General features: G+C 62.5%; 24 protein-coding genes. 11 read left to right on the top strand and 13 right to left on the bottom strand.

The features are described 5' to 3' along the window. Positions 1-12: 12 nt before the first annotated feature. The 9 genes from bamA to rpsB all read right to left on the bottom strand — a co-directional run bounded on the left by bamA (position 13) and on the right by rpsB (position 9,804). A complete protein-coding gene (gene bamA, locus P7A97_RS03835) occupies positions 13-2,409 on the bottom strand; it encodes an outer membrane protein assembly factor BamA (protein ID WP_277688616.1) in 2,397 nt (798 codons plus the stop codon). Between the two features lie 74 nt (positions 2,410-2,483). Continuing rightward, positions 2,484-3,836, bottom strand: coding sequence for a sigma E protease regulator RseP (gene rseP / locus P7A97_RS03830; protein WP_277688615.1), 1,353 nt, complete (start codon positions 3,834-3,836; stop codon positions 2,484-2,486). Positions 3,837-3,853: 17 nt separating this feature from the next. Next, positions 3,854-5,044 carry a 1-deoxy-D-xylulose-5-phosphate reductoisomerase gene (gene ispC / locus P7A97_RS03825; RefSeq protein WP_277688614.1) on the bottom strand — a complete coding sequence of 397 codons (1,191 nt, stop codon included), beginning with the start codon at positions 5,042-5,044 and terminating at the stop codon, positions 3,854-3,856. Then, the gene (locus tag P7A97_RS03820) at positions 5,041-5,856 is read right to left on the bottom strand and encodes a phosphatidate cytidylyltransferase (protein ID WP_277688613.1); all 816 of its coding nucleotides are present in this window, start codon (positions 5,854-5,856) and stop codon (positions 5,041-5,043) included. The genes ispC and P7A97_RS03820 overlap by 4 nt, the downstream gene beginning before the upstream one ends. Continuing rightward, positions 5,850-6,611: a polyprenyl diphosphate synthase gene (uppS, locus tag P7A97_RS03815; RefSeq protein WP_277688612.1), complete on the bottom strand. Its 762-nt coding sequence runs from the start codon at positions 6,609-6,611 to the stop codon at positions 5,850-5,852. Before uppS ends, P7A97_RS03820 begins: the two co-directional genes overlap by 7 nt. Position 6,612: 1 nt before the next feature. After that, positions 6,613-7,170 (bottom strand): ribosome recycling factor, encoded by a 558-nt coding sequence (gene frr, locus P7A97_RS03810; protein ID WP_277688611.1) that lies wholly within the window; start codon positions 7,168-7,170, stop codon positions 6,613-6,615. Beyond that, on the bottom strand, positions 7,167-7,910 hold the full coding sequence (pyrH, locus tag P7A97_RS03805) for a UMP kinase (RefSeq protein ID WP_277688610.1): 744 nt from the start codon (positions 7,908-7,910) through the stop codon (positions 7,167-7,169). The genes frr and pyrH overlap by 4 nt, the downstream gene beginning before the upstream one ends. A 163-nt stretch (positions 7,911-8,073) precedes the next feature. After that, positions 8,074-8,937, bottom strand: a complete 864-nt coding sequence (gene tsf, locus P7A97_RS03800; RefSeq protein WP_277688609.1) for a translation elongation factor Ts — start codon at positions 8,935-8,937, stop codon at positions 8,074-8,076. Positions 8,938-9,063: 126 nt separating this feature from the next. Further along, complete coding sequence (rpsB, locus tag P7A97_RS03795; RefSeq protein WP_277688608.1) at positions 9,064-9,804, bottom strand: 30S ribosomal protein S2; 741 nt, start codon at positions 9,802-9,804, stop codon at positions 9,064-9,066. Between the two features lie 266 nt (positions 9,805-10,070). Here rpsB and map point away from each other — a divergent pair, with 266 nt between their 5' ends. The 7 genes from map to P7A97_RS03760 all read left to right on the top strand — a co-directional run bounded on the left by map (position 10,071) and on the right by P7A97_RS03760 (position 18,144). Next, positions 10,071-10,871, top strand: a complete 801-nt coding sequence (map, locus tag P7A97_RS03790; protein ID WP_277688607.1) for a type I methionyl aminopeptidase — start codon at positions 10,071-10,073, stop codon at positions 10,869-10,871. A gap of 27 nt (positions 10,872-10,898) precedes the next feature. After that, positions 10,899-13,601, top strand: a complete 2,703-nt coding sequence (locus tag P7A97_RS03785) for a [protein-PII] uridylyltransferase (RefSeq protein WP_277688606.1) — start codon at positions 10,899-10,901, stop codon at positions 13,599-13,601. 19 nt (positions 13,602-13,620) lie between these two features. Then, positions 13,621-14,826 carry a succinyldiaminopimelate transaminase gene (dapC, locus tag P7A97_RS03780; protein ID WP_277688605.1) on the top strand — a complete coding sequence of 402 codons (1,206 nt, stop codon included), beginning with the start codon at positions 13,621-13,623 and terminating at the stop codon, positions 14,824-14,826. Positions 14,827-15,030: 204 nt separating this feature from the next. Next, positions 15,031-15,378 (top strand): ArsC family reductase, encoded by a 348-nt coding sequence (locus tag P7A97_RS03775; protein ID WP_277688604.1) that lies wholly within the window; start codon positions 15,031-15,033, stop codon positions 15,376-15,378. Between the two features lie 37 nt (positions 15,379-15,415). Further along, positions 15,416-16,453, top strand: coding sequence for a 2,3,4,5-tetrahydropyridine-2,6-dicarboxylate N-succinyltransferase (gene dapD, locus P7A97_RS03770; protein ID WP_277688603.1), 1,038 nt, complete (start codon positions 15,416-15,418; stop codon positions 16,451-16,453). Positions 16,454-16,534: 81 nt separating this feature from the next. After that, a complete protein-coding gene (locus tag P7A97_RS03765; RefSeq protein WP_277688602.1) occupies positions 16,535-17,740 on the top strand; it encodes a cysteine desulfurase in 1,206 nt (401 codons plus the stop codon). Further along, positions 17,737-18,144 (top strand): SufE family protein, encoded by a 408-nt coding sequence (locus tag P7A97_RS03760; protein WP_277688601.1) that lies wholly within the window; start codon positions 17,737-17,739, stop codon positions 18,142-18,144. Before P7A97_RS03765 ends, P7A97_RS03760 begins: the two co-directional genes overlap by 4 nt. Here P7A97_RS03760 and P7A97_RS03755 read toward each other — a convergent pair. Continuing rightward, on the bottom strand, positions 18,141-18,602 hold the full coding sequence (locus tag P7A97_RS03755; RefSeq protein WP_277688600.1) for a DUF1456 family protein: 462 nt from the start codon (positions 18,600-18,602) through the stop codon (positions 18,141-18,143). The two genes, P7A97_RS03760 and P7A97_RS03755, sit on opposite strands and share 4 nt — an antisense overlap. Positions 18,603-18,688: 86 nt before the next feature. Further along, the gene (gene tcdA, locus P7A97_RS03750; RefSeq protein WP_277688599.1) at positions 18,689-19,498 is read right to left on the bottom strand and encodes a tRNA cyclic N6-threonylcarbamoyladenosine(37) synthase TcdA; all 810 of its coding nucleotides are present in this window, start codon (positions 19,496-19,498) and stop codon (positions 18,689-18,691) included. A 310-nt stretch (positions 19,499-19,808) separates the two neighbouring features. On the opposite strand from tcdA, the gene P7A97_RS03745 reads away from it, so the two are divergent. The 4 genes from P7A97_RS03745 (at position 19,809) to P7A97_RS03730 (ending at position 24,822) form a co-directional block, all read left to right on the top strand. Beyond that, on the top strand, positions 19,809-22,406 hold the full coding sequence (locus P7A97_RS03745) for a glycosyltransferase (protein ID WP_277688598.1): 2,598 nt from the start codon (positions 19,809-19,811) through the stop codon (positions 22,404-22,406). 91 nt (positions 22,407-22,497) lie between these two features. Then, complete coding sequence (gene dapE, locus P7A97_RS03740; RefSeq protein ID WP_277688597.1) at positions 22,498-23,637, top strand: succinyl-diaminopimelate desuccinylase; 1,140 nt, start codon at positions 22,498-22,500, stop codon at positions 23,635-23,637. Beyond that, the gene (locus tag P7A97_RS03735) at positions 23,634-24,440 is read left to right on the top strand and encodes a putative RNA methyltransferase (RefSeq protein WP_277688596.1); all 807 of its coding nucleotides are present in this window, start codon (positions 23,634-23,636) and stop codon (positions 24,438-24,440) included. Before dapE ends, P7A97_RS03735 begins: the two co-directional genes overlap by 4 nt. A 10-nt stretch (positions 24,441-24,450) precedes the next feature. Then, positions 24,451-24,822 carry a hypothetical protein gene (locus tag P7A97_RS03730; RefSeq protein ID WP_277688595.1) on the top strand — a complete coding sequence of 124 codons (372 nt, stop codon included), beginning with the start codon at positions 24,451-24,453 and terminating at the stop codon, positions 24,820-24,822. 86 nt (positions 24,823-24,908) lie between these two features. Here the strand turns inward: P7A97_RS03730 and P7A97_RS03725 are convergent, their stop codons facing one another. Beyond that, on the bottom strand, positions 24,909-25,118 hold the full coding sequence (locus P7A97_RS03725; protein WP_277688594.1) for a cold-shock protein: 210 nt from the start codon (positions 25,116-25,118) through the stop codon (positions 24,909-24,911). A gap of 205 nt (positions 25,119-25,323) precedes the next feature. Continuing rightward, positions 25,324-26,289 carry a DUF4340 domain-containing protein gene (locus tag P7A97_RS03720; protein ID WP_277688593.1) on the bottom strand — a complete coding sequence of 322 codons (966 nt, stop codon included), beginning with the start codon at positions 26,287-26,289 and terminating at the stop codon, positions 25,324-25,326. Between the last annotated feature and the right edge of the window lie 14 nt (positions 26,290-26,303).

Raw genomic sequence — 26,303 nt, 5'->3', positions numbered from 1 at the left:
TTGTCTAGCAAATTAGAAAGTTTGGCCCAGGGAGAACTGGAATACCTGGGTATCCGCGTCATCCGGTTTCTTCACCGGCATCGCCAAACTGAAGCTCAGCGGGCCGAGAGCGGTAATCCAGGTCACACCAACACCCACTGAGCTGGCCAGGTTACCAAAGTCGATATCGCAGCTATCGCTGAGCGCCTTTTGGCTGTCAGTGCAATTGGTATCGAAGACGCTACCCACGTCCCAGAACAGCGAGGTACGCAGCGAGCGCTGATCCTTGACAAATGGCAGGGGGAACAGCAGCTCGGCACCACCCTGAATCAATACGTTACCACCGAACGGCAACGGATCCTGATCCGGGTCTGTAAAGCGGCCGTACTTGTCCTCGGTGTCGAAGACGATTTCACCCTGCGAGTTGCGGACAACGCTCGGCGTGCTGCGAGGACCAAGACTGCTGTCCTCGAAACCCCGCACCGAGTTGAAGCCACCCGCATAGTAATGCTCGTAGAACGGCAGTTCAGACGTCGAACCATAGCTATCGCCATAACCCAGCTCGGTATGGAAACGCATGGTGTAGTCCTTCGACAGCGGCGCAAAAATCTGGCCACGGTAGTCCAGCTTGAAGAACGACAGATCACTACCCGGAACAGTCGATTCCAGTACCAGGCTCTGCGAGTGACCGCGATTTGCCAGCACACCTCGATTGAGAGTCGACTCCGACCAACCGATGGAGGCTTTCAGGTTGAGGAAGTCGTCACCCTCCTCTTCGATGAAATCAACGATTTCGTCGACGGTGTAGAAACCGGTGTCCAGGCTATCTTGCTGGATGGTCAGACCGTAGGTCAGGCGCGAGGTCTCGCTGATCGGGTAGCCGATGCTGACACCCGCACCATAACTGTCAACCGAGTAGCTGGAGACATCTACGTCCAGTTCATCGTAGTCAGTGGTGCGATAGAAGGCGTTGTAACCCAGGCTGACGCCATCCACTGTCCAGTAGGGATCGACGAAGCCGAAGTTATAGCGAGTCTGGTACTCCGAACGGGTCAGACCCAGGCTGACCTTGTTACCGGTACCGAGGAAGTTGTTCTGACTGATAGAACCGCCCAGGATCAAACCGGCATTCTGCGCAAAACCAACGCTGGCAGTGATGGAGCCGGACGGCTGCTCTTCCACGCTGTAGTTGACGTCGATCTGATCGTCGCTACCCGGCACTTGCGGGGTTTCAACGTTGACTTCCTTGAAGTAACCCAGACGCTCCAGACGGGTCTTGGACTGATCGATCAGGTAGGTCGACGCCCAGCCACCTTCCATCTGGCGCATTTCGCGGCGCAGTACTTCATCTTCGGTCTTGGTATTGCCACGGAAGTTGATGCGATTGACATAGGCACGCTTGCCCGGATCGACCACAAAGGTAATGGCAACAGTCTTGTCTGCGTCATTGGCCTGCGGCACGCCGTTGACGTTGGCGAAGGTGTAACCTTCGTTGCCCAGGCGACGGGTAATCAACTCAGAGGTGGTAGTCATCACCTTGCGCGAGAAGACCTGGCCTTGTTTCACCAGCATCAGCTTCTCGATTTCTGCCTGCGGCACTTTCAGATCGCCGGACAGCTTGACCTCGCTGACACTGTACTTTTCGCCCTCGTCGACGTTGACGGTGATGTACACGTGCTTCTTGTCAGGTGTGATGGATACCTGAGTAGAAGAGATATCCATGTTGATGTAGCCGCGATCCAAGTAATAGGAGCGCAGACGTTCCAAGTCACCGGAGAGCTTCTCGCGAGCGTACTTGTCATCATTCTTGAAGAAAGACAGCCAGTTGGTGGTCTTCAGCTCGAACAGGCCGACCAGATCTTCATCCGGGAAAACGCTGTTACCCACCACGTTGATGTGCTGGATCGCTGCGACCGAGCCTTCGTTGATGTCAATCTTCAGCGCAACGCGGTTACGCGGCTGCGGAATAACTTCTGCTTCGATCTCTGCGGAATAACGGCCCTGCGCCACATACTGGCGCAGCAGCTCGTTACGCACACCTTCGAGGGTAGCGCGCTGGAAGATCTCACCCTCGGCCAGACCGGATTGCTCCAGGCCCTTCATCAGGTCTTCAGTACTGATCGCCTTGTTGCCTTCGATTTCAATGGTGGAAATCGACGGACGCTCAACCACACTGATTACCAGCACATCGCCATCGCGGCCCAGCTGGATATCCTGGAAGAAACCCGTTTTGAACAGCGAACGAGTCGCCTCGACCAAACGGCCATCGTCGACCTGATCGCCCACGTTCAGCGGCAAGGCGCCGAACAGGCTGCCAGCGGAAACCCGCTGCAGGCCGTTGACCTGAATGTCAGTGATAGTGAAGGACTCGGCGTGAACTTCGGCGATCATCAGTGCGGAGAGCACCGCGGGTAGCAGCAGACGTTTCATGAAGTCCTTTCTTATTCCAACTGATAATAAAGAAACTGCCGCAAAGCGCGGCAGATTCGGAATTCAGCTATTCGTTACAGACGACTCAGATCATTCACCAGGGCCAGCAACATGACCCCCAGCACCAGACTGATACCGATCTGAATACCCCAGCCCTGTACCCGCTCGGACAGTGGGCGACCACGCACCCATTCGACCAGGTAAAACAGCAAATGCCCCCCATCCAGCACAGGAATGGGCAGCAAATTGAGAACCCCCAGGCTAATGCTCAGATAGGCGAGGAAATTCAGGAAATCCGCGACGCCCGACTGAGCTGAAGCGCCCGCCACTTTAGCAATGGTTATCGGCCCACTCAAGTTTTTTACCGAGAGCTCGCCGAACAGCATTTTCTTCAGCGAATCAAGGGTTAGCACCGTCATACCCCAGGTACGACGCATGCCTTCAAGCACCGCCTCGGCGGGACCATAGCTGACCTCGCGCAACATGTCGGCAGGCCACTCGCCACCCTTCACGCCCACCCCGAGATAACCACTACGCGCCTGCCCCTCACCACGCTCGGCCAGAGTCAGCGGCAACTCGACCTGTCGGCCATCGCGATCCAGGCGCAATGTCGCCGACTCGCCCGGGCGCTGACGCACCCAGTCAACCACCTGCTGCCAGTCATCCAACACCTGATCATCGAGGGCCAACAATCGATCCCCTAACTGAACGCCCGCCGCCTGGGCCGGACCGTCCGGATCAAGCTCACTGACCACCGGCAACACCGCAGGCCGCCAAGGCACTAGCCCAAGAGATGCCAGCGGCTCAGGCTCGTCGACGCCCTTCTGCCAGTCATTCAGCACCACCTGACGGGACATTACCTGCAGAGCACCATGCTCACGCACCTGCAACTCCAAGGTGCCGCTTTCACCCAAGCGGCGCACCAGCTGCAGATTGACCGCCGCCCAGCCTGCCGTGGCCTCGCCATCCACGGCGACGATCTCCTGGCCAGCCTGCAAACCTGCGGCAGCCGCGAGACTATCCGGCTCGACCTTGCCTATTACCGGCCGCACCTGCTGGCTGCCGAGCATGGCAATCGCCCAAAAGAACGCGATAGCAAGCAGGAAGTTGGCAATCGGCCCTGCTGCGACAATGGCAATACGCTGCAATACCGGTTTGCGATTGAACGCTTGATCGAGCTGCTCGGGTGCTACATCACCCTCACGCTCATCAAGCATCTTGACGTAGCCACCCAGCGGGATGGCGGCCACCATGAACTCCGTTCCATGCCGGTCATGCCAGCGCACCAACGGACTGCCAAAACCAACGGAAAAGCGCAGCACCTTTACCCCACAGCGCCGCGCCACCCAGAAATGACCGAACTCGTGAAAGGTCACCAGCACCCCAAGGGCGATCAGCGTACCGAACAGCATATACAGCCCGCTCATTGCATACTCCTCCGAACTCAGGCCGGATAGCGACTCAGCCAGTTGTTGGCAAGAACCCTGGCCCGGGCATCAGCCGCGAACACCGCATCCAGGGACTCTACCGCAGTGACTGCCTCGCGCTGCAAGACCTCTTCGATCATACGCGCGATATCGGGAAAGCGAATGCGCTGCTCAAGAAAAGCCGCCACTGCCACTTCATTGGCCGCATTGAGCATGGCCGGCGCACTGCCACCCACCTCGGCAGCCTGTCGCGCCAGGCGCAGACAAGGAAAACGCTGCTCATCCGGGCGCTGGAAGTCCAGCCGGGCCACCGCAAACAGATCCAGCGGCGCCACGCCGGAATCGATCCGCTCAGGCCAAGCCAGGGCATTGGCGATTGGCGTGCGCATATCCGGATTGCCCAACTGAGCCAGCACCGAACCATCCACATAATCGACCAGCGAATGAATCACGCTTTGCGGATGGATCACCACTTCGACCTGATCAGGATGCGCCGCAAACAGCCAGCAAGCCTCGATAAGCTCCAGGCCCTTGTTCATCATGCTGGCAGAGTCGACCGAGATCTTGCGCCCCATGGACCAATTCGGGTGCGCACAAGCCTGCTCAGGCGATACATGCGCCAACTCAGCCAGCGGCGTTTCGCGAAAAGGCCCGCCTGAGGCCGTCAACAGAATGCGCCGCACCCCAACGGCCTTCAGCCCACGCGCATGATCGACCGGCAGACACTGGAAAATGGCATTGTGCTCGCTGTCGATCGGCAACAAGGTGGCACCATTTTCCTGCACGGCCTGCATAAAGAGGTCGCCTGACATAACCAGCGCCTCCTTGTTGGCCAACAGCACCTTCTTGCCGGCACGCACGGCAGCCAGCGTCGGCCTGAGCCCCGCTGCACCGACGATGGCCGCCATCACCGCATCTACCGCCGGATGCGCCGCCACCTCACACAACCCAGCCTCGCCGGCCAGCACCTCAGTACTCAGGCCTGCCGCCCGCAGCGCTTCGCGCAGCACTCGCGCCGAAGCCTCGTCAGCCGTCACCGCAAAAGCAGGCCGATGTTGCAGGCAAAGCACCTTCAACTCGGCCACACGGGAAAACCCGGTTAGGGCGAACACCTGATAGCGTTCAGGATGACGAGCGATCACATCGAGCGTGCTGAGACCAATGGAGCCCGTCGCACCCAGCACACAGATCTGCTGAGGCATGCTCACAAAGCACCCCACCCTGCCAACCACAACAGCACGGCAAACAGGGGAATGGCCGCCGTCAGGCTGTCGATGCGATCCAGCACGCCTCCATGACCAGGCAACAGATTACTGCTGTCCTTGATCCCGGACTGACGCTTGAACATGCTTTCGGTCAGATCGCCAATCACCGATGCAGCCACCACCAAGGCAGCACCCGCCAACCCCAGCAGCACAGCGGCAACCGACCAACCCTGCTGCACGGCGACAACCAGGGTCAGCAGCAGACTGAACGCCAGGCCGCCAAAGAAACCTTCCCAACTCTTGCCAGGGCTAACCCTGGGCGCCAACTTGCGCTTGCCGAAGGCCTTCCCGGAAAAATAGGCCCCTACATCGGCCCCCCACACCAACACCATCACAGCGATGATCAGGGCATTGGCCTGCGGCCACTGCTTGAGCAGCACCAACCCTTGCCAGGCCGGCAGCAAAATCAGCAAGCCGATCAGCAATTTTCCGGGTAAACCACCCCAATAGCGACTGCTTTTCGGGTACGTCATCACCAACCCTGTAGCCAGCAGCCACCACAACACCGCACCGCCCAGCAGCCAGGGCGCCAACTGCGGCAGCAGGTAGAGTGCATAAAGCAGTGCCGCCACCGCACCGGCGTAAGTAACGCGCAAAGCCTGGCTTGCGAAGCCCGCCAGACGCGCCCACTCCCACGCACCAAGACAGACAACCGCCGCAATAAATAGGGCAAAAGCGCCGCCTTCGAGCAGAAAAAAACCACCCAAGGCGATGGGCAGCAGAATCAGCGCCGTAATAACGCGTTGTTTCAGCATTGACTGCGAGCCTCGGCATCCACCTGATCACCAGTCTTGCCGAAGCGACGCTGACGAGTGGCAAAGTCGGCCAGCGCATTGCGCATGGCCTCGTGTTTGAAATCCGGCCAGAACAGGTCGGAGAAGTACAGCTCCGAGTAAGCCAGCTGCCAGAGCAGGAAATTGCTGATGCGATGCTCGCCACCAGTACGGATGCACAGATCAGGCAGCGGCAGATCACCGGTTGCCAGGCAACCCTGCAGCAGCCCCGGAGTAATGTCCTCGGGCCGCAGATGCCCCGCCTGCACCTCACGCGCCAGGCGCTGGGCAGCCTGCACGACATCCCACTGGCCACCGTAGTTGGCCGCGATTTGCAACACGAAACGGTTGTCGCCAGCAGTCTGCAACTCGGCCTCACGCATCGCCGCCTGCAGCTCCGGATGAAACCGCGAACGATCACCGATGATGCGCAGGCTGATGGCGTTCTCCTTGAGCTTGCGCGCCTCGCGACGCAAAGCACTAAGGAACAACTCCATCAGCGCGCCCACCTCTTCGGCCGGGCGCTGCCAGTTTTCACTGGAGAAGGCGAACAGGGTCAGCACTTCAACACCAGCCTCGGCGCACACCTCGATCACGGCACGCACCGCATCGACACCCGCCTTGTGACCGGCAACACCAGGCAGCAAGCGCTTTTTCGCCCAGCGATTATTGCCATCCATGATGATGGCGACGTGACGCGGTATCGCCGCCGAGGCTTCCTGCTTGGCCTTGCTCACATCACACCGCCATCAGATCGGCTTCTTTGGCTTCCAGAGCCTTGTCGACTTCGGCAACGAACTTGTCGGTAAGCTTCTGCACTTCATCAGCAGCGCGGCGCTCTTCGTCTTCGCTGATTTCCTTGTCCTTGGACAGCTTCTTCAACTCAGCCAGAGCATCGCGACGCACGTTGCGCACGGCCACCTTGGCATCCTCGGCAACGCCGCGGGCCTGCTTGGTGTAGCCCTTGCGCGTTTCCTCGGTCAGAGCCGGCATCGGCACGCGGATGGTGGCGCCGGCACTGCTCGGGTTCAGGCCAAGGTCAGAAATCATGATGGCCTTCTCGATCGCCGCACTCAGGGTCTTGTCGTGGGCCACGATTTTCAGGGTGCGCGCATCCTCCACGGTAATCGCCGCCACCTGATTCAGCGGCATTTCGCTGCCATAGGCCGGCACGCGAATGCTGTCAAGAATGCTCGGGTGCGCACGACCGGTACGAATAGAGGCCAGGTTACGCCCCAGGGACTCAAGGGACTTGCTCATGCGTTCCTGAGCATCTTTCTTGATCTCGTTGATCATTGTGCTTCCTCCTCGATCAGGGTTCCTTCGGCGCCACCTACCACGATATTCAGCAGGGCACCGGGCTTGTTCATGTTGAAGACCCGCAACGGCATCTTGTGATCGCGCACCAAACAGATGGCCGTCAGGTCCATCACGCCCAGCTTGCGGTCGAGCACCTCGTCGTAGGTCAGACGCTCGAACTTCTCCGCATTGGGATCCTTGAAAGGATCGGCAGTGTACACGCCATCGACCTTGGTGGCTTTCAGCACCAGATCGGCATCGATTTCGATGGCGCGCAGGCAGGCGGCAGAGTCCGTAGTGAAGAAGGGGTTGCCGGTACCGGCAGCGAAAATCACCACCTCACCGGAATTCAGGTGGCGCATGGCCTTGCGCCGATCGTAGTGATCGGTCACACCCACCATGGAAATGGCCGACATCACGATGGCCGGGATGTTGGAACGCTCCAGTGCGTCACGCATGGCCAGCGCATTCATCACGGTAGCCAACATCCCCATGTGGTCGCCAGTGACACGATCCATGCCGGCAGCAGACAAGGCCGCGCCACGGAACAGGTTGCCACCACCGATCACCAGACCGACCTGCACGCCAATGCCAACCAGTTGGCCGACTTCCAGCGCCATGCGATCCAGCACCTTGGGATCGATACCGAACTCTTCGGAGCCCATCAGGGCCTCGCCGCTTAACTTGAGCAGAATGCGTTTATAGCGTGCTTGACGACCACTCATCTGCTGAGCCATTGCTTGTCTCTCCTGCGGCGTTTATTTGGCTAATCAGTTTACCCGGCAGTCAGACCACTGCCCGGTGAATTGGTGCAGCGCGCCACAATTGTGTCTCGCGCTTTGCAAAAGAGGCCGCACGCAGGAGCGGGCAGCCTCTTTCTTTACTGCTGTAACGACTGCCTTATTGCTTGGCAGCAGCTACCTGAGCGGCAACTTCGTCAGCGAAGTTGTCAACCGGCTTCTCGATGCCTTCGCCCACTTCAAAGCGGATGAAGGAAACGATTTCAGCACCGGCTTTCTTGGCCAGCTCACCAACCTTGACTTCCGGATCCATGATGAAGGCTTGCTCAACCAGGCTAGCTTCGGACAGGAACTTGGCGATACGGCCTTTGACCATGTTTTCGACGATGTTTTCCGGCTTGCCGGCGATCTTCTCGGCGTTCAGCTGCAAGAAGATTTCCTTTTCCTTGGCAATCAGCTCTTCGGAAACGTCGGCCGGGCTCAGTACGGCCGGGTTGGAAGCAGCGACGTGCATGGCAACGTGCTTGGCCAGCTCTTCGTTGCCGCCTTTCAGGACAACCAGAACACCGATGCGGTGGCCGTGCAGGTAGGAACCTACAACGTCGCCCTCAACGGCAGCCAGACGACGGATGTTGACGTTTTCGCCACACTTGGCAACCAGCGCCTCACGAGCGGATTCACGGGAAGCGATCAGCGGGGCGGCTTCGGTCAGCTTCTGAGCGAAGGCTTCGTCCAGACTCTCCTTGACGAAGGTCTTGAAGTCGTCCTGCAGGGCCAGGAAGTCGGTCTGCGAGTTGACTTCGATCAGCAGGCCACGACCACCCTCGACACGAGCGGCGATAGCGCCTTCGGCGGCGACGTTACCGGCTTTCTTGGCGGCCTTGATGGCACCGGAAGCGCGCATATCGTCAATGGCCTTCTCGATGTCGCCACCAGCGGCAACCAGAGCCTTCTTGCACTCCATCATGCCTTGGCCAGTACGCTCGCGCAGTTCTTTAACCAGGGCTGCAGTAATCTCTGCCATGTTCCTAATCCTCTTGAAGTGGTGTTCAACCATTCAACCCGGCCACGCCGGGCATAAAATTCTCAAGTGGCAAAAAGGGGGCCTAGCCCCCTTCTTGCGCAACGGGAAACCTGAGGTTACCCGCTATCAGCCTTCGCTAGCCTCGGCTGCAGCTTCTTCGACGAACTCGTCGGTAGCGCCGCCGGCATTGCTACGACCACGGATCACGGCGTCAGCCATGGCACCCATGTACAACTGGATGGCGCGAATGGCGTCATCGTTGCCCGGGATAATGTAGTCAACGCCTTCCGGGCTGCTGTTGGTATCGACGATGCCGATAACCGGGATGCCCAGCTTATTGGCTTCGGTGATAGCAATGCGCTCGTGGTCAACGTCGATCACGAACAGAGCGTCCGGCAGACCGCCCATGTCCTTGATACCGCCCAGGCTGCGATCCAGTTTTTCCAGGTCGCGGGAGCGCATCAGGGCTTCTTTCTTGGTCAGCTTGGCAAAGGTGCCGTCCTGGGACTGGGTTTCCAGATCGCGCAGGCGCTTGATCGAAGCACGGATGGTCTTGTAGTTGGTCAGCATGCCGCCGAGCCAGCGGTGGTCAACGTAGGGAGAACCGCAACGCGCTGCTTCTTCAGCAACGATCTTGCCGGCGGAACGCTTGGTGCCTACGAACAGGATCTTGTTCTTGCCGGCAGCCAGCTTCTCAACGAACGACAGAGCGTCGTTGAACATCGGCAGGGTTTTTTCCAGGTTGATGATGTGAATCTTGTTGCGAGCACCGAAAATGAACTTGCCCATTTTCGGATTCCAGTAACGGGTCTGGTGGCCGAAGTGCACACCGGCCTTCAGCATATCGCGCATGTTGACTTGGGACATGATAGTTCCTTGATAAGTCGGGTTAGGCCTCCACGCATCCCGCTATCCAACCCTTGCGAGCACCCAGGATAAACGTGTCGATACGTGTGCGGATTTAAGCCTTGCGGGCAGCACTGCCCACAAAGCGGCGCGTTTTATACCACACAAGCCATAGCTAAGCTAGAAAAACACTGCACCGACTTAACCTTGCTGGCGCATTGCAGCTTCAAGCTTGCCGTACGCAGCTGTTACCATTGCCACCTTTATGGATTCGCCCGAGAGCCGCTATGACCGTCACCATCAAGACTCCCGCTGAAATCGAAAAAATGCGCGTCGCCGGCCGCCTGGCAGCCGAAGTGCTGGAGATGATCGGCGAGCACGTCAAGCCGGGCGTCACCACCGAGGAAATCGACCGCATCTGCCACGACTATATCGTCAACGTACAGAAGGCCATCCCTGCCCCGCTGAACTATGGCGCCGCACCCGGCCGGCCCGGCTTTCCCAAGTCGATCTGCACCTCGATCAACCACGTGGTCTGCCACGGCATCCCCAACGACAAGCCCTTGAAGGACGGTGACGTGCTCAACATCGACGTCACCGTGATCAAGGATGGCTACCACGGCGACACCAGCAAGATGTTCATGGTCGGCAAGGTGCCGGAATGGGCCCAGCGCCTGGCCCAGGTCACCCAGGAGTGCATGTACAAGGGCATCGAGATGGTCAAGCCGGGCGCACGCCTGGGCGATATCGGTGAAGTGATCCAGAAGCACGCGGAAAAACAGGGCTTCTCGGTGGTGCGCGAATACTGCGGCCACGGCATCGGCGCCGTCTTCCACGAAGAACCGCAGATCCTGCACTACGGCCGCGCCGGCACCGGCATGGAACTGAAGGAAGGCATGACCTTCACCATCGAGCCGATGATCAACCAGGGCCGCCCGGAGACCCGCCTGCTCGGCGACGGCTGGACCGCCATCACCAAGGACCGCAAGCTGTCCGCCCAGTGGGAGCACACCGTGCTGGTCACCGAGACCGGCTACGAAATCCTCACCCTGCGCAGCGACGACACCCTGCCGCGCACCTCCGCCTGAGCCCACATATATAGAAGGTAGGTCCGCATGCCGCAGATGGATCCGGAGTTGTTTGATCGCGGCCAGTTCCAGGCGGAACTGGCGCTCAAGTCCAGCCCCATCCCTGCCTTCAAGAAGGCCATCAAGCAGGCCCGCGAGGTGCTCGACGGGCGTTTTCGCAGCGGCCGCGACATCCGCCGCCTGATCGAAGACCGCGCCTGGTTCGTCGACCAGATTCTGCAGGAGGCCTGGAAGCGCTTCGCCTGGAGCGAGGATGCCGACATCGCCCTGCTGGCGGTTGGCGGTTATGGCCGCGGTGAGCTGCACCCCTTCTCCGACATCGACCTGTTGATCCTGCTCGACAGTGCCGACCATGAGGTCTTCCGAGAGCCCATCGAAGGCTTTCTCACCCTGCTCTGGGATATCGGCCTGGAAGTCGGCCAGAGCGTACGCAGCGTGGGCGAATGCGCCGAAGAGGCGCGCGCCGACCTGACAGTCATCACCAACCTGATGGAAAGCCGCACCATCGCCGGCCCGGAACACCTACGCCTGCGTATGCAGGAGGTGACCAGCACTGCACAAATGTGGCCCAGCCAGGAGTTCTTCCTGGCCAAGCGCAAGGAAAGCAAGGCACGCCACGCCAAGTACAACGATACCGAGTACAACCTGGAGCCCAACGTCAAAGGCTCGCCTGGCGGCCTGCGCGATATCCAGACCATCCTCTGGGTTGCCCGCCGCCAGTTCGCCAGCCTGGATCTGCACGCCCTGGTCAAGCAGGGCTTTCTGGTGGAAAGCGAATACAGCATGCTCGCCTCCAGCCAGGAGTTCCTGTGGAAGGTCCGCTACGCCCTGCACATGCTGGCCGGCCGCGCCGAAGACCGCCTGCTGTTCGACCACCAGCGCAAGATCGCCGGCATCCTCGGCTTCGAAGATGGCGACGGCAAACTCGCCGTCGAGCGCTTCATGCAGAAGTATTACCGGGTGGTGATGGCGGTTGCCGAGCTATCCGACCTGATCACCCAGCACTTCGAGGAAGTCCTGCTGCGCACCGATGAGGCCGCACCGGCGCAGCCGCTCAACAGTCGCTTCCAGGTACGCGACGGCTATATCGAAGTCACCCACGCCAATGTCTTCAAACGCACGCCTTTCGCCATCCTCGAAGTCTTCGTACTGATGGCCCAGCACCCCGAGCTCAAAGGAGTGCGCGCCGACACCATCCGCCTGTTGCGCGACAGCCGGCACCTGATCGACGACGATTTCCGCTCGGATATCCGCAATACCAGCCTGTTCATCGAGCTGTTCAAATCCGCGCAAGGCATCCATCGCAACCTGCGCCGCATGAACCGCTACGGCATCCTCGGCCGTTACCTGCCAGAGTTCGGTCATATCGTCGGCCAGATGCAGCACGACCTGTTCCACATCTACACCGTCGACGCGCACACCCTTCACCTGATCAAGCACCTGCGCAAGTTCAAGTGGCCAGAGCTGGCGGAAAAATTCCCCCTCGCCAGCAGCCTGATCGACAAGCTGCCCAAGCCCGAATTGATCTACATCGCCGGCCTCTACCACGATATCGGTAAGGGTCGCGGAGGCGACCATTCCGAGCTGGGCGCCGTGGACGCGGAAGCCTTCTGTGTCCGCCACCAACTCCCCACCTGGGACAGCCAGCTGGTCGTCTGGCTGGTCCAGCAGCATCTGGTGATGTCGACCACTGCCCAGCGCAAGGATCTGTCCGACCCGCAGGTGATCCTCGACTTCGCCCGTCTGGTTGGCGACCAGACCCACCTGGACTACCTCTACGTGCTGACCGTGGCCGATATCAACGCCACCAACCCCAGCCTGTGGAACTCCTGGCGCGCCAGCCTGTTGCGCCAGCTCTATACCGAGACCAAACGCGCCCTGCGCCGTGGCCTGGAGAACCCACTGGACCGCGAGGAACAGATCCGCACCACGCAGAGCGCGGCCATCGACATCCTGGTGCGCGGCGGTATCGACCAGGACGACGCCGAGCAGCTGTGGAGCCAGCTGGGCGACGACTATTTCCTGCGCCACACCGCCGCAGATGTTGCCTGGCATACCGAGGCCATCCTGCAGCACCCGGCCAGCAAGGGCCCGCTGGTGCTGATTCGCGAAACCGCCCAGCGCGAATTCGAAGGTGCCACGCAGATCTTCATCTACGCTCCGGACCAGCACGACTTCTTCGCCGTGACCGTGGCCGCGATGAGCCAGCTCAACCTGAACATCCACGACGCGCGGATCATCACCTCCACCAGCCAGTTCACCCTCGACACCTATATCGTGCTGGATGCCGAAGGCGGGCGTATCGGCGACAACCCGGCGCGCATCAAGCAGATCCGCGAAGGCCTGATTGAAGTACTGAAGAACCCGGACGCCTACCCGGACATCATCCAGCGCCGCGTACCGCGCCAGCTCAAGCACTTCGCCTTCGCACCCAAGGTCACCATCCACAACGACGCCCAGCGCCCGGTGACGGTACTGGAAATCACCGCGCCGGACCGCCCTGGTCTACTGGCACGCATCGGCAAGATCTTCCTCGACTTCGACCTGTCGCTGCAGAACGCCAAGATCGCCACCCTCGGCGAGCGGGTGGAAGACGTGTTCTTCATCACCGACGCCAACAACCAGCCGCTGTCCGACCCGGAGCTGTGTGCCCGCCTGCAGGACGAGATCACCCGTCAGCTGTCGCCCTCCGGCGGCGAAACCGCCACGCCCAGCTCGCTGAGCATCTGAGTACGCAAGTAGAGACCGCATGAACCACGCCCTCACCCAGCTGCAGCCCTACCCCTTCGAGAAACTGCGCGCCCTGCTCGCCGGCATCACCCCGCCCGCGGACAAGCCCCCCATCGCCCTGTCCATCGGCGAGCCCAAGCACAAATCGCCGGAATTCGTGGCCAAGGCCCTGGCGGACAATCTCGATCAGCTGGCCGTGTATCCGACCACCCTGGGCATTCCCGCGCTGCGCGAAGCCATTGCCGCCTGGTGCGAGCGCCGCTTCGGCGTACCGCAAGGTTGGCTGGACGCCGCCCGCCACGTGTTGCCGGTCAACGGCACACGCGAGGCGCTGTTCGCCTTCACCCAGACCGTGGTGCAGCGTGCCGAACCTACACAAGAGCGCGGCCTGGTGGTTAGCCCCAATCCGTTCTACCAGATCTACGAAGGCGCAGCCCTGCTCGCCGGCGCCGCGCCGCACTACCTGCCGTGCCTGGAAGACAATGGCTTCAACCCGGACTTCGACGCCGTGCCGACCGAGGTCTGGCAGCGCTGCCAGATCCTCTTCCTCTGCTCGCCGGGCAACCCTACCGGTGCGCTGGTGCCGATGGCGCAGCTGAAGAAGCTGATCGCCCTGGCCGATGAGCACGACTTCGTGATCGCCGCCGACGAGTGCTACAGCGAGCTGTACTTCGACGAAGAGAATCCGCCGCCCGGCCTGCTGACCGCCTGCGCCGAACTGGGCCGCAGCGACTTCAAACGCTGCGTGGTGTTCCACAGCCTGTCCAAGCGCTCCAACCTGCCGGGCCTGCGCTCCGGCTTCGTTGCCGGCGATGCCGACATCCTCAAGGCCTTTCTGCTCTACCGCACCTACCATGGCTGTGCCATGCCGGTGCAGACCCAGCTGGCCAGCATCGCCGCCTGGCAGGACGAAGACCACGTGCGCGCCAACCGCGACCAGTACCGTGCCAAGTACGACGCCGTGCTGGAAATCCTGCAGCCGGTGCTGGACGTGCAGCGCCCGGACGGCAGCTTCTACCTGTGGGCCAAAACCCCGGGGGACGACGCCACCTTCACCCGCGAACTGTTCGCCCGCGAACACGTCACCGTGGTGCCCGGCTCCTACCTGTCACGCGAAGTGAACGGCGAGAATCCGGGCGCCGGCCGCATCCGTATGGCCCTGGTCGCGCCGCTGGCCGAATGCATCGAGGCCGCCAAGCGGATTCGCGCCTTCGTACAGGGCTGAACAGCGGATAAAAGAAACCCGGCACTGGGCCGGGCAGGAGGAGGAGCATCACAACCTCACCCTGCCCAGCCACAAGTGAAAAGATCGTGAAACGATCGTCCGCCAGCATGCAGGGCTATCGTCGGTGCCGACATGGCATAATCGCCGGCCAATCTTGACGGAACACGCTATTCGGTCTGCCCCTCAGACCCGTGAGGAACGCCCATGTCCTGCACCCTCTACGGCATCAAAGCCTGTGACACCATGAAGAAGGCCCGCACCTGGCTCGACGAGCATCAGGTCGAATACGCCTTCCACGATTACAAGACGGCCGCCATCGACCGCGCCAACCTGCAGAAGTGGTGCGCCGAGCATGGCTGGCAAACCGTGCTGAACCGTGCCGGCACCACCTTCCGCAAGCTGGACGATGCGCAGAAGGCCGACCTCGACGAGGCCAAGGCCATCGAACTGATGCTGGCCCAGCCTTCGATGATCAAACGCCCGGTACTTGACCTGGGCAACCGCACACTGGTCGGTTTCAAGCCTGACCTCTATGCCCAAGCGCTGGCCTGACCCGGCCGAACACGAATTGAAAGAAAAGGAATCCAACATGACAACCTCCTCCCTGTTCAGCCTGGCCTTTGGCGTCGGCACCCAGAACCGCCAGGGCGCCTGGCTGGAAGTCTTCTACGCGCAGCCGCTGCTCAACCCGGGCGCCGAACTGGTCAGCGCCGTGACCGCCAAGCTGGGCTACACCGGTGGCAACCAGGCCATCGCCATCAGCACCAATCAGGCGGCTGAGCTGGCCAACGAGCTGCGTAACATCGACCCGCTGCAGTCCGCCCTGCTGACCCGTCTGGCCGAGAGCACCAAGCCGCTGGTCGCCACCCTGCTAGCCGAAGACAAGGAGCTGTCCTCCACCCCCGAGGCCTACCTCAAACTGCACCTGATCTCCCACCGTCTGGTCAAACCGCACGGCCTGAGCCTGGCCGGCGTGTTCCCGCTGCTGCCGAACGTGGCCTGGACCAGCCAGGGCGCCGTCGACCTCAGCGAGCTGGCCGAGCGCCAGCTGGAAGCGCGCCTGAAGGGCGATCTGCTGGAAGTGTTCTCGGTGGACAAGTTCCCCAAGATGACCGACTACGTGGTGCCGGCCGGCGTGCGTATCGCCGACAGCGCCCGCGTGCGCCTGGGCGCCTACATCGGCGAAGGCACCACCGTGATGCACGAAGGCTTCGTCAACTTCAACGCCGGCACCGCCGGCCCGGGCATGATCGAAGGCCGCGTTTCCGCCGGCGTGTTCGTCGGCAAGGGTTCCGACCTGGGCGGCGGCTGCTCGACCATGGGCACCCTGTCCGGTGGCGGCAACATCGTCATTTCCGTCGGTGAAGGCTGCCTGATCGGCGCCAACGCCGGCATCGGCATCCCGCTGGGCGACCGCAACACCGTGGAATCCGGCCTGTATATCACCGCCGGCACCAAAGTGGCGCTGCTCGACGACGCCAACAACCTGGTCAAAGTGGTCAAGGCCCGCGACCTGGCCGGTCAGGCCGACCTGCTGTTCCGCCGCAACTCGCAGAGCGGCGCGGTGGAATGCAAGACCAACAAGACCGCCATCGAGCTGAACGAGGCGCTGCACGCGCACAACTGAGCGCAGGGTGTTAAAGAAGGCCGGGCTCATGCCCGGCCTCTCTATTTATACTGAGCACATTTCCCAGCAGTGCCATCGCCCATGTCTCTGATCTCTCCCTGGCGCGCCGACTTTCCCGGCATCCTCGCCCTCGAAGCCGAAGGCCAGACCTATCTGGACAGCGCCGCCACCGCGCAAAAGCCGCAAGCTGTGCTGAATAGCCTGCTTGGCTACTACGCCAGCGGCGCGGCCAATGTGCACCGCGCCCAGCACCTGCCGGGCGAGCGTGCCACTCGCGCCTTCGAAGCCACACGCGACAAGGCTGCCGCCTGGCTGAATGCCGCCAGTCGCGAGGAAATCGTCTTCACCCGAGGCAGCACCGAATCGCTGAACCTGCTCGCCTACGGCCTGGAGCACCTGCTGCAACCCGGCGATGAAATAGCCGTCAGCGCCCTGGAGCACCACGCCAACCTGCTGCCCTGGCAACAACTGGCAGAACGCCGCGGCTTGCACCTGGTGATCCTGCCGCTCGACACCGAGGGCCAGATAGACCTGGCGCAAGCTGGCGAGCTGATCGGCCCGCATACTCGCTTGCTCGCCGTGTCGCAGCTCTCCAACGTCCTCGGTCGCTGGCAACCGCTGGCCGAGCTGCTGGCCATGGCCCAGGCACATGGCGCGCTAACCGTGGTCGACGGCGCCCAGGGCGTGGTGCATGGCCGCCATGATCTGCAAGCGCTGGGCTGCGACTTCTACGTTTGCTCCAGCCACAAGCTCTATGGCCCGGACGGGGTGGGCCTGCTCTACGGCCGACGCGCCGCGCTGGAGCAGCTGCGCCCCTGGCAGTTTGGCGGCGAGATGGTGCTGGAAGCAGATTATCAGCACGCCCGTTTTCGTCCGGCGCCGCTGGGGTACGAGGCTGGCACGCCAGCCGTCTCCAGCGTGATAGCCCTGGGCGCAGCACTGGACTATCTGAACGGACTGGATCAGGCCGCCGTCAACGGCCACGAAGCCACCCTGCATGCCAAGCTGCTGGCTGGCCTGAGCATCCGCGACGGCATTCGGCTGCTGGGCACGCCGCAGGTGGCCCTGGCCAGCTTTACCGTGGACGGCGTGCACGGCGCCGACCTGGCCCACCTGCTCACTGATCAGGGGATTGCGGTGCGCAACGGCCATCACTGCGCCATGCCGCTGCTCAAGCGCCTCGGACTGCCTGGCGCGATCCGGGTCTCGCTGGCCCTGTACAACAATGGCGAGGATCTGGAGCGCTTCTTCAGTGCCCTGGACAAGGCCCTGGAGTTGCTGCGATGAGTCTGCCCGGCAACGCCCAGGAGGCGCTCGACGCCTTCTCCGCCTGCCCCGGCTGGGAGCAACGTGCACGCCTGCTGATGCAGTGGGGCGAACGCCTGCAACCACTGAGCGAGGCGGAACGCTGCGAAGCCAACCGCGTCAACGGCTGCGAGAGCCTGGTCTGGCTGGTCGGCGACTGCCACCAGGGCGTCTGGCAGTTTCGCGCCGCCAGCGATGCTCGCCTGATCCGCGGCCTGCTGGCCCTGTTGCTGGCGCGTATCGACGGGCTGGAAACTCAGGCCTTGCAGAGCCTGGACCTGGCCGAGTGGTTCAGCCAGCTGGGGTTGAGCCGGCAGCTCTCGCCCTCGCGCAGCAACGGCCTCAACGCCGTGCTGCAGCGCATGCGCGAACTCACCCGAGCCTAGCCACGCTGGCGCTCGGTCAGCCCACGCAGGAAATTGCGCAATACCTGATCGCCGCAGGCGCGGTAGTTCTTGTGCTCCGGGCTACGGAACAACGCACTCAGCTCGGCCTTGGTCATCGGCAGGTCGGCCAGGCGCAGGATCTCGTGCAGATCATCGTCGCGCAGCTCGAAGGCCACTCGCAGCTTCTTGAGGATGATGTTGTTGGTCAGGCGCTTCTCCACCGGCAGCGGCGGGCGACTCTCATCACGCCCGCGCTTGTGCAACACCAGGCCAGCCAGGAAATGCGCCAGCACTGCGTCGGTGCACGGCTGGAACCCCTCCTCGTCATCCTTCTTCAGCAAAGCGGGCACGAGTGCCGGGTCGAGGTCGAAATCGGCCACCCCGCAGATACCTGCCAGCTCGGCATCATTGATATCCAGCAGATAGCGCAGGCTGCGCAGTACGTCGTTGTTGTTCATAGCACACTCTTATGCAGGCGCCGGCGGCGCAAGTGATCGGGTAATGGAGTGATCGCGGTCGAAGCCGCTACCACGGCTCCTGCGTGTTAAACAGGCTTGGCGCTGCGCTCTGACGGGCGCCGTGCGCCAGCCACCAGCTTGTCGATGATGCGCGCGGCCGCCGCCATGCCGAAGCTGGCGGTGACCATCATCACCGCGCCGAAGCCGCCAGCGCAGTCGAGTTTCACACCCTCACCAACGAAACCCTTGGCCTGGCACACAGTACCGTCGGGCTTGGGATAGCGCAGCTGCTCGGTGGAAAACACGCAAGGTACGCTGTAAGTACGCCCCGGCGTGCGCGAGAAGTTGTAGTCGCGGCGCAGGGTGCTGCGCACCTTGGCCGCCAGCGGGTCATTGAAGGTCTTGTTGAGGTCGGCCACCTGGATCTGTGTCGGGTCGACCTGGCCACCGGCACCACCGGTGGTGACGATCTGAATCTTGCGCCGTTTGCACCAGGCGATCAGCGCGGCCTTGGCCGCCACGCTGTCGATACAGTCGATCACCGCGTCGAGCTGCTCGGTGATGTACTCGGCCATGGTCTCGCGGGTGACGAAGTCGGCTACCGCGTGCACCGTGCAGGCCGGGTTGATGGCATGGATGCGCGCGGCCATCTCGTCGACCTTGGCCTTGCCCACGGCCCCCTCGATGGCATGCACCTGGCGGTTGGTGTTGGTGATGCACACGTCGTCCAGGTCGAACAGCGAGATCTCGCCCACCCCGGAACGGGCCAGCGCCTCGGCCGCCCAGGAGCCGACGCCGCCAATACCCACCACCGCCACATGGGCCGCGCCCAGGCGCTCCAGCCCCTCACGCCCATAAAGCCGGGCGATGCCGCCGAAGCGCTGTTCGTCTGTCATTTGCCGTACACCCTCGAAATCAGGGCGCCATTATACGGCTACAACGCGCTTTCGTTATGCACACGCCGACATCGTGCACGCCAATCGCTCAGCTGATGTTCTCCCTCTGCAACTGTTCGCACCGGGCTCGCCTTCGCCAGTCAGCGCCTGCGCCCCGGCTGCAAAAACAACGAACTTTCCGACGCCTGTAAGGCCCAAGCGAAGGGCGCTCCAGGCGCCGCTATACAGGCATCGGGAGGCGGAGTAGCATGCGCGCCGACCGGTGTTCACCGGGCCTTCCTCGTTCCTCCTTACGGAACCCACAAGCAAGATGCCAACGCGCAAATTCGGACTCAATCTGGTGGTCATCGTCGCGGTCGCCGCGCTGTTCACCGGCCTCTGGGCGCTCTACAACCGCCCCGTCAGCGCCCCCGACTGGCCGGAGCAGATCGCCGGTTACTCCTTCTCGCCTTTCCGCGTCGGGCAGAACCCGCAGACCGGTGTTTACCCGGACGACGCACAGATCCGTCAGGACCTGGAACTGCTCAGCCGGCAGACCGACAACATCCGTACCTACTCGGTGGACGGCAAGCTGGCCGATATTCCACGCATCGCCGAAGAGTTCGGCCTGCGCGTGACCCTGGGCATCTGGATCAGCACCGACCTGGAGCGCAACGAGCGCGAAATCGCCAAGGCCATCGAACTGGCCAACACCTCGCGCAGCGTGGTGCGCGTGGCCGTGGGTAACGAGGCCCTGTACCGCAACGAAATCAAGGTGCCGGAGCTGGTTGCCTACATCGACCGGGTGCGCGCCGCGGTCAAGGTACCGGTCACCACCTCCGAGCAATGGCACATCTGGCAGGAGCACCCGGAACTCGGTGACCACGTCGACCTGATCGCCGCCCACGTCCTGCCCTACTGGGAATTCGTGCCGATGGAGGACTCCACCGAGTTCGTCCTCGAACGTGCCAAGGACCTGAAGAAGCTGTTCCCGAAGAAGCCGCTGCTGCTCTCCGAAGTGGGTTGGCCAAGCAACGGCCGTACCCGTGGCGGCGCCGAGGCGGATCAGGCCGAACAGGCGGTGTACCTGCGCACCCTGGTCAACGCATTGAACGCCAAGGGCTACAACTATTTCGTCATCGAAGCCTTCGACCAGCCGTGGAAGGCCAGCGACGAAGGTTCGGTCGGCGCCTACTGGGGCGTGTACAACCTCGATCGCCAGCCCAAGTTCGCCTTCGAGGGCCCGGTGATCGCCATTCCGCAATGGCGCATGCTGGCCGTCGCTTCGGTGGTCATGGGCCTGCTGGCCCTGGCCCTGATGCTCATCGACGGCAGCTCGTTGCGTCAGCGCGGGCGCACCTTCCTCACCTTCGTCGCCTTCGTTGGCGGCTCGGCTCTGGTGTGGATTGCCTACGACTACAGCCAGCAGTACAGCACCTGGTTCAGCCTGACCGTCGGCGGCCTGCTCGGCATCGGCGCGCTGGGCGTGTTCATCGTCCTGCTCACCGAGGCCCATGAGCTGGCCGAAACGGCCTGGGTCAGAAAACGTCGCCGGGCCTTCCTGCCCGTCCTCGGCGACAGCGCCTACCGGCCCAAGGTGTCGATCCACGTGCCCTGCTATAACGAGCCGCCGGAGATGGTGAAGCAGACCCTGGATGCCCTGGCCGCCCTGGACTATCCGGACTTCGAAGTCATTGTCATCGATAACAACACCAAGGATCCGAAGGTCTGGGAGCCGGTCGAGGCTTACTGCCAGCAACTGGGCGAGCGCTTCCGCTTCTTCCATGTCGCGCCCATCGAGGGCTTCAAGGGCGGCGCGCTGAACTACATCCTGCCGCACACCGCGCCCGATGCTGAAGTGGTGGCGGTGATCGACTCCGACTACTGCGTCGACCCCAACTGGCTCAAGCACATGGTGCCGCACTTCGCCAACCCGAAGATCGCCGTGGTGCAGTCGCCGCAGGACTACCGCGACGGTGACGAGAGCAGCTTCAAGAAGCTCTGCTACGCCGAGTACAAGGGCTTCTTCCACATCGGCATGGTCACCCGCAACGACCGCGACGCGATCATCCAGCACGGCACCATGACCATGATTCGGCGCAGCGTGATGGACCAGCTGAAATGGGCCGACTGGACCATCTGCGAGGACGCCGAGCTGGGCCTGCGGGTGTTCGAGCACGGTTACTCGGCGGCCTACGCGCACCAGAGCTACGGCCGTGGGCTGATGCCGGACACCTTCATCGACTACAAGAAACAGCGCTTCCGCTGGGCCTACGGCGCCATCCAGATCATGAAGGGCCACGCCCGCTCGTTGTTCCGTGGCGAAGGCTCGCAGCTGACCCGCGGCCAGCGCTATCACTTCATCGCCGGCTGGCTGCCGTGGATCGCCGATGGCCTGAACATCTTCTTCACCATCGGCGCCCTGCTCTGGTCGGCGGCCATGATCATCGTGCCCAACCGGGTCGATCCGCCGCTGATGATCTTCGCCATCCCGCCGCTGGCGCTGTTCTTCTTCAAGTTCGGCAAGATCATGTACCTCTACCACAAGGCCGTGGGGGTCGATATCAAGCGTGCGTTCCAGGCGGCGATCGCCGGCCTCGCGCTGTCGCACACCATTGCCAAGGCCGTGCTGTACGGGGCGTTCACCAAGACCATCCCGTTCTTCCGCACGCCGAAGATGGCCAGCAACCACGGCATCCTGGTTGCCCTGGCCGAGGCCCGCGAGGAGGTGTTCGTCATGCTCCTGCTGTGGGGCGCGGCCATCGGCATCAGCTTCGCCCAGGACATCGGCAACGCCGACGTGAAGTTCTGGGTGGCCACCCTGCTGGTGCAGTCGTTGCCCTATCTGGCGGCCTTGCTGATGGCTCTGCTGTCGTCGCTGCCCAAGCCGCAGGAACAGGCCGCTAACGAGCCGGCCAGCGCCACCTGAACCGGGCACAACCCATCGAAACGGCGGCCTTGAGGCCGCCGTTTTGCTTTAGAATGGCCGCCTTTTCGCCTAACGCCGTACCGGAGCCGCAATGACTGCCCTCACCCCGACTCTCGAGCTCGCCTGCGACCTGATCCGCCGCCCCTCCGTCACCCCGGTCGACGAAGGCTGTCAGGAGCTGATGATGCGCCGCCTGGCCGCCTGCGGCTTCGAGGTCGAGCGCATGCGCATCGAGGAAGTGGAGAACTTCTGGGCCAAACGCGGTGGCGACGGCCCCGTACTGTGCTTCGCCGGCCATACCGACGTGGTGCCGACCGGTCCGCTGGACGCCTGGCAGTACCAGCCGTTCGACGTGCGCGTGGACGACGAAGGCATGCTCTGCGGCCGCGGCGCGGCGGACATGAAGGGCAGCCTGGCGTCGATGATCATCGCCGTGGAACGCTTCGTTGCCGACCACCCGAACCACAAGGGCGCGATCAGCTTCCTGATCACCAGCGACGAGGAAGGCCCGGCCCAGCACGGCACCAAGGCCGTGGTCGAGCGCCTGCGCGAGCGCAACGAGCGCCTGGACTGGTGCATCGTTGGCGAGCCCTCCAGCACCACGCTGCTTGGCGACGTGGTGAAGAACGGCCGCCGTGGCTCACTCGGCTGCACCCTGACCGTGTACGGCAAACAGGGCCACGTGGCCTACCCGCACCTGGCCAAGAACCCCATCCACCTGGCGGCCCCGGCTCTGGCCGAACTGGCCGCCGAGCACTGGGACGACGGCAATGCCTACTTCCCGCCGACCAGCTTTCAGGTGTCCAACCTCAACGCGGGTACCGGCGCGACCAACGTCATTCCGGGCGAGCTGAAAGCCGTGTTCAACTTCCGCTTCTCCACCGAGTCGACGGTCGAAGGCCTGCAGCAGCGCGTCAGTGAAATTCTCGACAAGCACGGCCTGGACTATCACCTGGAGTGGGCGCTGTCCGGCCTGCCCTTCCTCACCCAGCCGGGAGAGCTGCTCGACGGCGTTGCTGCCGCCATCCGCGCCGTCACCGGTCGCGAAACCACGCCATCCACTTCCGGCGGCACCTCGGACGGGCGCTTTATCGCCACCCTGGGTACGCAAGTGGTTGAACTCGGCCCGGTCAACGCCACCATTCACCAGATCAACGAGCGCGTACTGGCCAGCGATCTGGACCTGCTCACTGAGGTCTATTACCAGACCATGGTCAAGCTGCTGGCATGAGTCTGACCTGCCCCATCTGCCATGAGCCGCTGGACGTCAGCGACAGCGGCCTGGCCTGCAGCAACCGGCACAGCTTCGACCGTGCCCGCCAGGGCTACTACAACCTGTTGCCGGTGCAGCACAAGAACAGCCGCGACCCAGGCGACAATGCCGCCATGGTCGAAGCGCGCCGGCGCTTCCTCGGTGCCGGTCACTACGCCCCACTGGCCAGGCGCCTGGCCGAACTGGCCGCCGAGCGCCAACCGGCCAACTGGCTGGACATCGGCTGTGGCGAAGGCAATTACACCGCCCAGCTGGCCAAGGCCCTGCCGGACGCCCAGGGCTATGCCCTGGACATCTCCCGCGAGGCGGTCAAACGCGCCGCGCGCCTGGCCCCAGAGCTGACCTGGATGGTCGCCAGCATGGCCCGTGTGCCCCTGGCCGACGCCAGCTGTGACCTGCTGGCCAGCGTGTTCAGCCCGCTGGACTGGCATGAAGCCCTGCGCCTGCTCAAACCAGGCGGCGGTCTGCTGCGCATGGGCCCGACCCGCGAGCACCTGATGCAGCTACGCCAGAAGCTGTACGACGAAGTCCGCGACTACGATGACCAGAAGCATCTGGAGCTGATTCCTGCCGGCATGCGCCTGGCGCACAGCGAAACACTCAGCTTCCCGTTAATGCTGAGCGATGCCCAGGTCCGCGCCGACCTGCTAGCCATGACCCCGCACGGCTGGCGCGCCAGCGCCGAGCGCCGCGCCGCGGTGATCGCCGAAGACTTCGAAGTCACTGTCTCCATCCGCTACGATTGGATCGAAAAGGTCTAGAGAGCCCGCCATGCGCCAACCCGATATCGAGATCTACCTCAAGGACGCCAGCCAGCAAGCCGTAGCCGACTGGCTGAGCAAGGCACTGGGCCCATGCAGCGCCTGGCAGCAACGCGGCCAGACCTTCAAGTGCCACGCTGGCGACATCCCGGTCACCTTCCTGCCCAAGGCGGTAGGCAAATGGCACAGCATTCTGCTGGAAAGCGACGCCACGCCCTGGGCCGACGATGTCGCCTGCGCCGAAGCCGCCTTCGCCGCGCTGGGCGTGGAAGTGCGCTGCGCGCCGGGTGGCTGGAGCGAGGAACAGGGCGAGGAAAACGCCGACCTGTGGATCAAGGTCAATGCCGAGGGCACCCAGGAATTTATCTGGCGTACCGACTGAGGCAGTCGCGGCCAAAGCCCCTCCTAAAAAGCCCAAAAACAAAAGGCCCGTCGATGACGGGCCTTTTGTTGTAACCGCGCGGGTCTTCAGACCTTGGCCACGTCTTCCGCCTGCAGGCCTTTCTGGCCCTGGATCACGGAAAACTCCACCTGCTGACCTTCGATCAGCGAGCGATGACCTTCGCCACGGATGGCGCGGTAGTGGACGAACACATCCGGACCGCTTTCGCGTTGAATGAAGCCATACCCCTTGGAATCATTGAACCACTTCACGGTTCCGACCTCACGATCAGCCATTACCACTTCCCTCGATTCTCGATTTTGTTTTTGCCCCTTGGGGGCTTCGACGTTCGGCGCAGTCATCGCTCTGTGCATCCTTTCCTGGCCAGGCCAGGAAGGCGTCCGGGGCGACGGCCGGTCGAGTATAAAACAAGTGTTCGCTCTGCCAAGGGATATTTTAGGCCAGCCGTAAAGGCCGTCACACAAGGCCTGCAGCCGGATTTCAGGGTTTTGCCGAAAGCAAATCGGTCAGCTTTTTCGCCAGGCTCTGATACTGGTACGGCTCGATGCGATAAGCCCAGTCAGTGCGCCCCGGAACGTTCTCGGCGGCCAGATCGCTGTCCTTACCAAGCAGCAGCCAGTGCTGGTCGGCCTTGAGATAGAAACGGCCCTCCAGCTTCTTGCCGGCAAAGGTCTCCAGGCTGAAGATCAGACTGGGTTTGCCCTCGAACGTCAGCTGATCGAGCGGCGCCGCGTCGGCGAACTGCAGGTCGGCAAACACTCGGGCCATGCCATCGGCGGCGCCGTCGAACGCCAGATTGCCGTTCTTGGGCAGATTGCGCACCTGCAGATTAGGCTCCTCGGCCTTGTCGCGGAACAGTTGCACTTGCTGGCCATCGGCGTGCTCCACCTGCAGCGCCTTGACCTCGGCAAATGGCACGGCGGTCACCCGGCGATCCAGCCAGTCCAACTCGGTAGCCGGCAGTTCGATGCGTCGATCGATCAACCAGCTCTGCGCCTCGCTGGCGCCACGCACCAGCTGACCGTTCTGTTGTCCTGGATTACCGATCAGTAGCGGCAGTGACGGCAACTCTCCACGCAGCAGCGTGACCTTGAGCGCTTGCGGCTCCACCAGACCAAGACGCGCGTAGAGTTCGGGGTTACGGGTACGCGGCTCGACCTTGCGCGCCTCGTTCAGCACCTTGAGCAAACCAGACACCTGCGCCTGGTTGGCCGGGTAATTCGCCTTGGCCGGCAGCACCCAGCCCTGCTCCTGACGCTGCAGCCGGACCAATGGCTGGCCGGCACGCTGCACTTCAATGGCCTCGACCTGGGACGGCTGCAGCTCTGGCAACCAGCGTTGCGCTTCCGGCAGCGCCTGCGGCTGCTCGGCCTTGCGGGTGAAATGCCAGGCAGCCAGGAGCGCCACCACCAGCACTGCCAGGATGATCAGGGTCTTGCGATTCATAGCGGTGTTCTCCT

The sequence above is a fragment of the Pseudomonas sp. GOM6 genome (genome assembly GCF_029537485.1).
Lineage (GTDB): Bacteria > Pseudomonadota > Gammaproteobacteria > Pseudomonadales > Pseudomonadaceae > Aquipseudomonas.
Note: the sequence above shows the minus strand (reverse complement) of the source record. Positions and strands in the feature narration are given on the sequence as shown.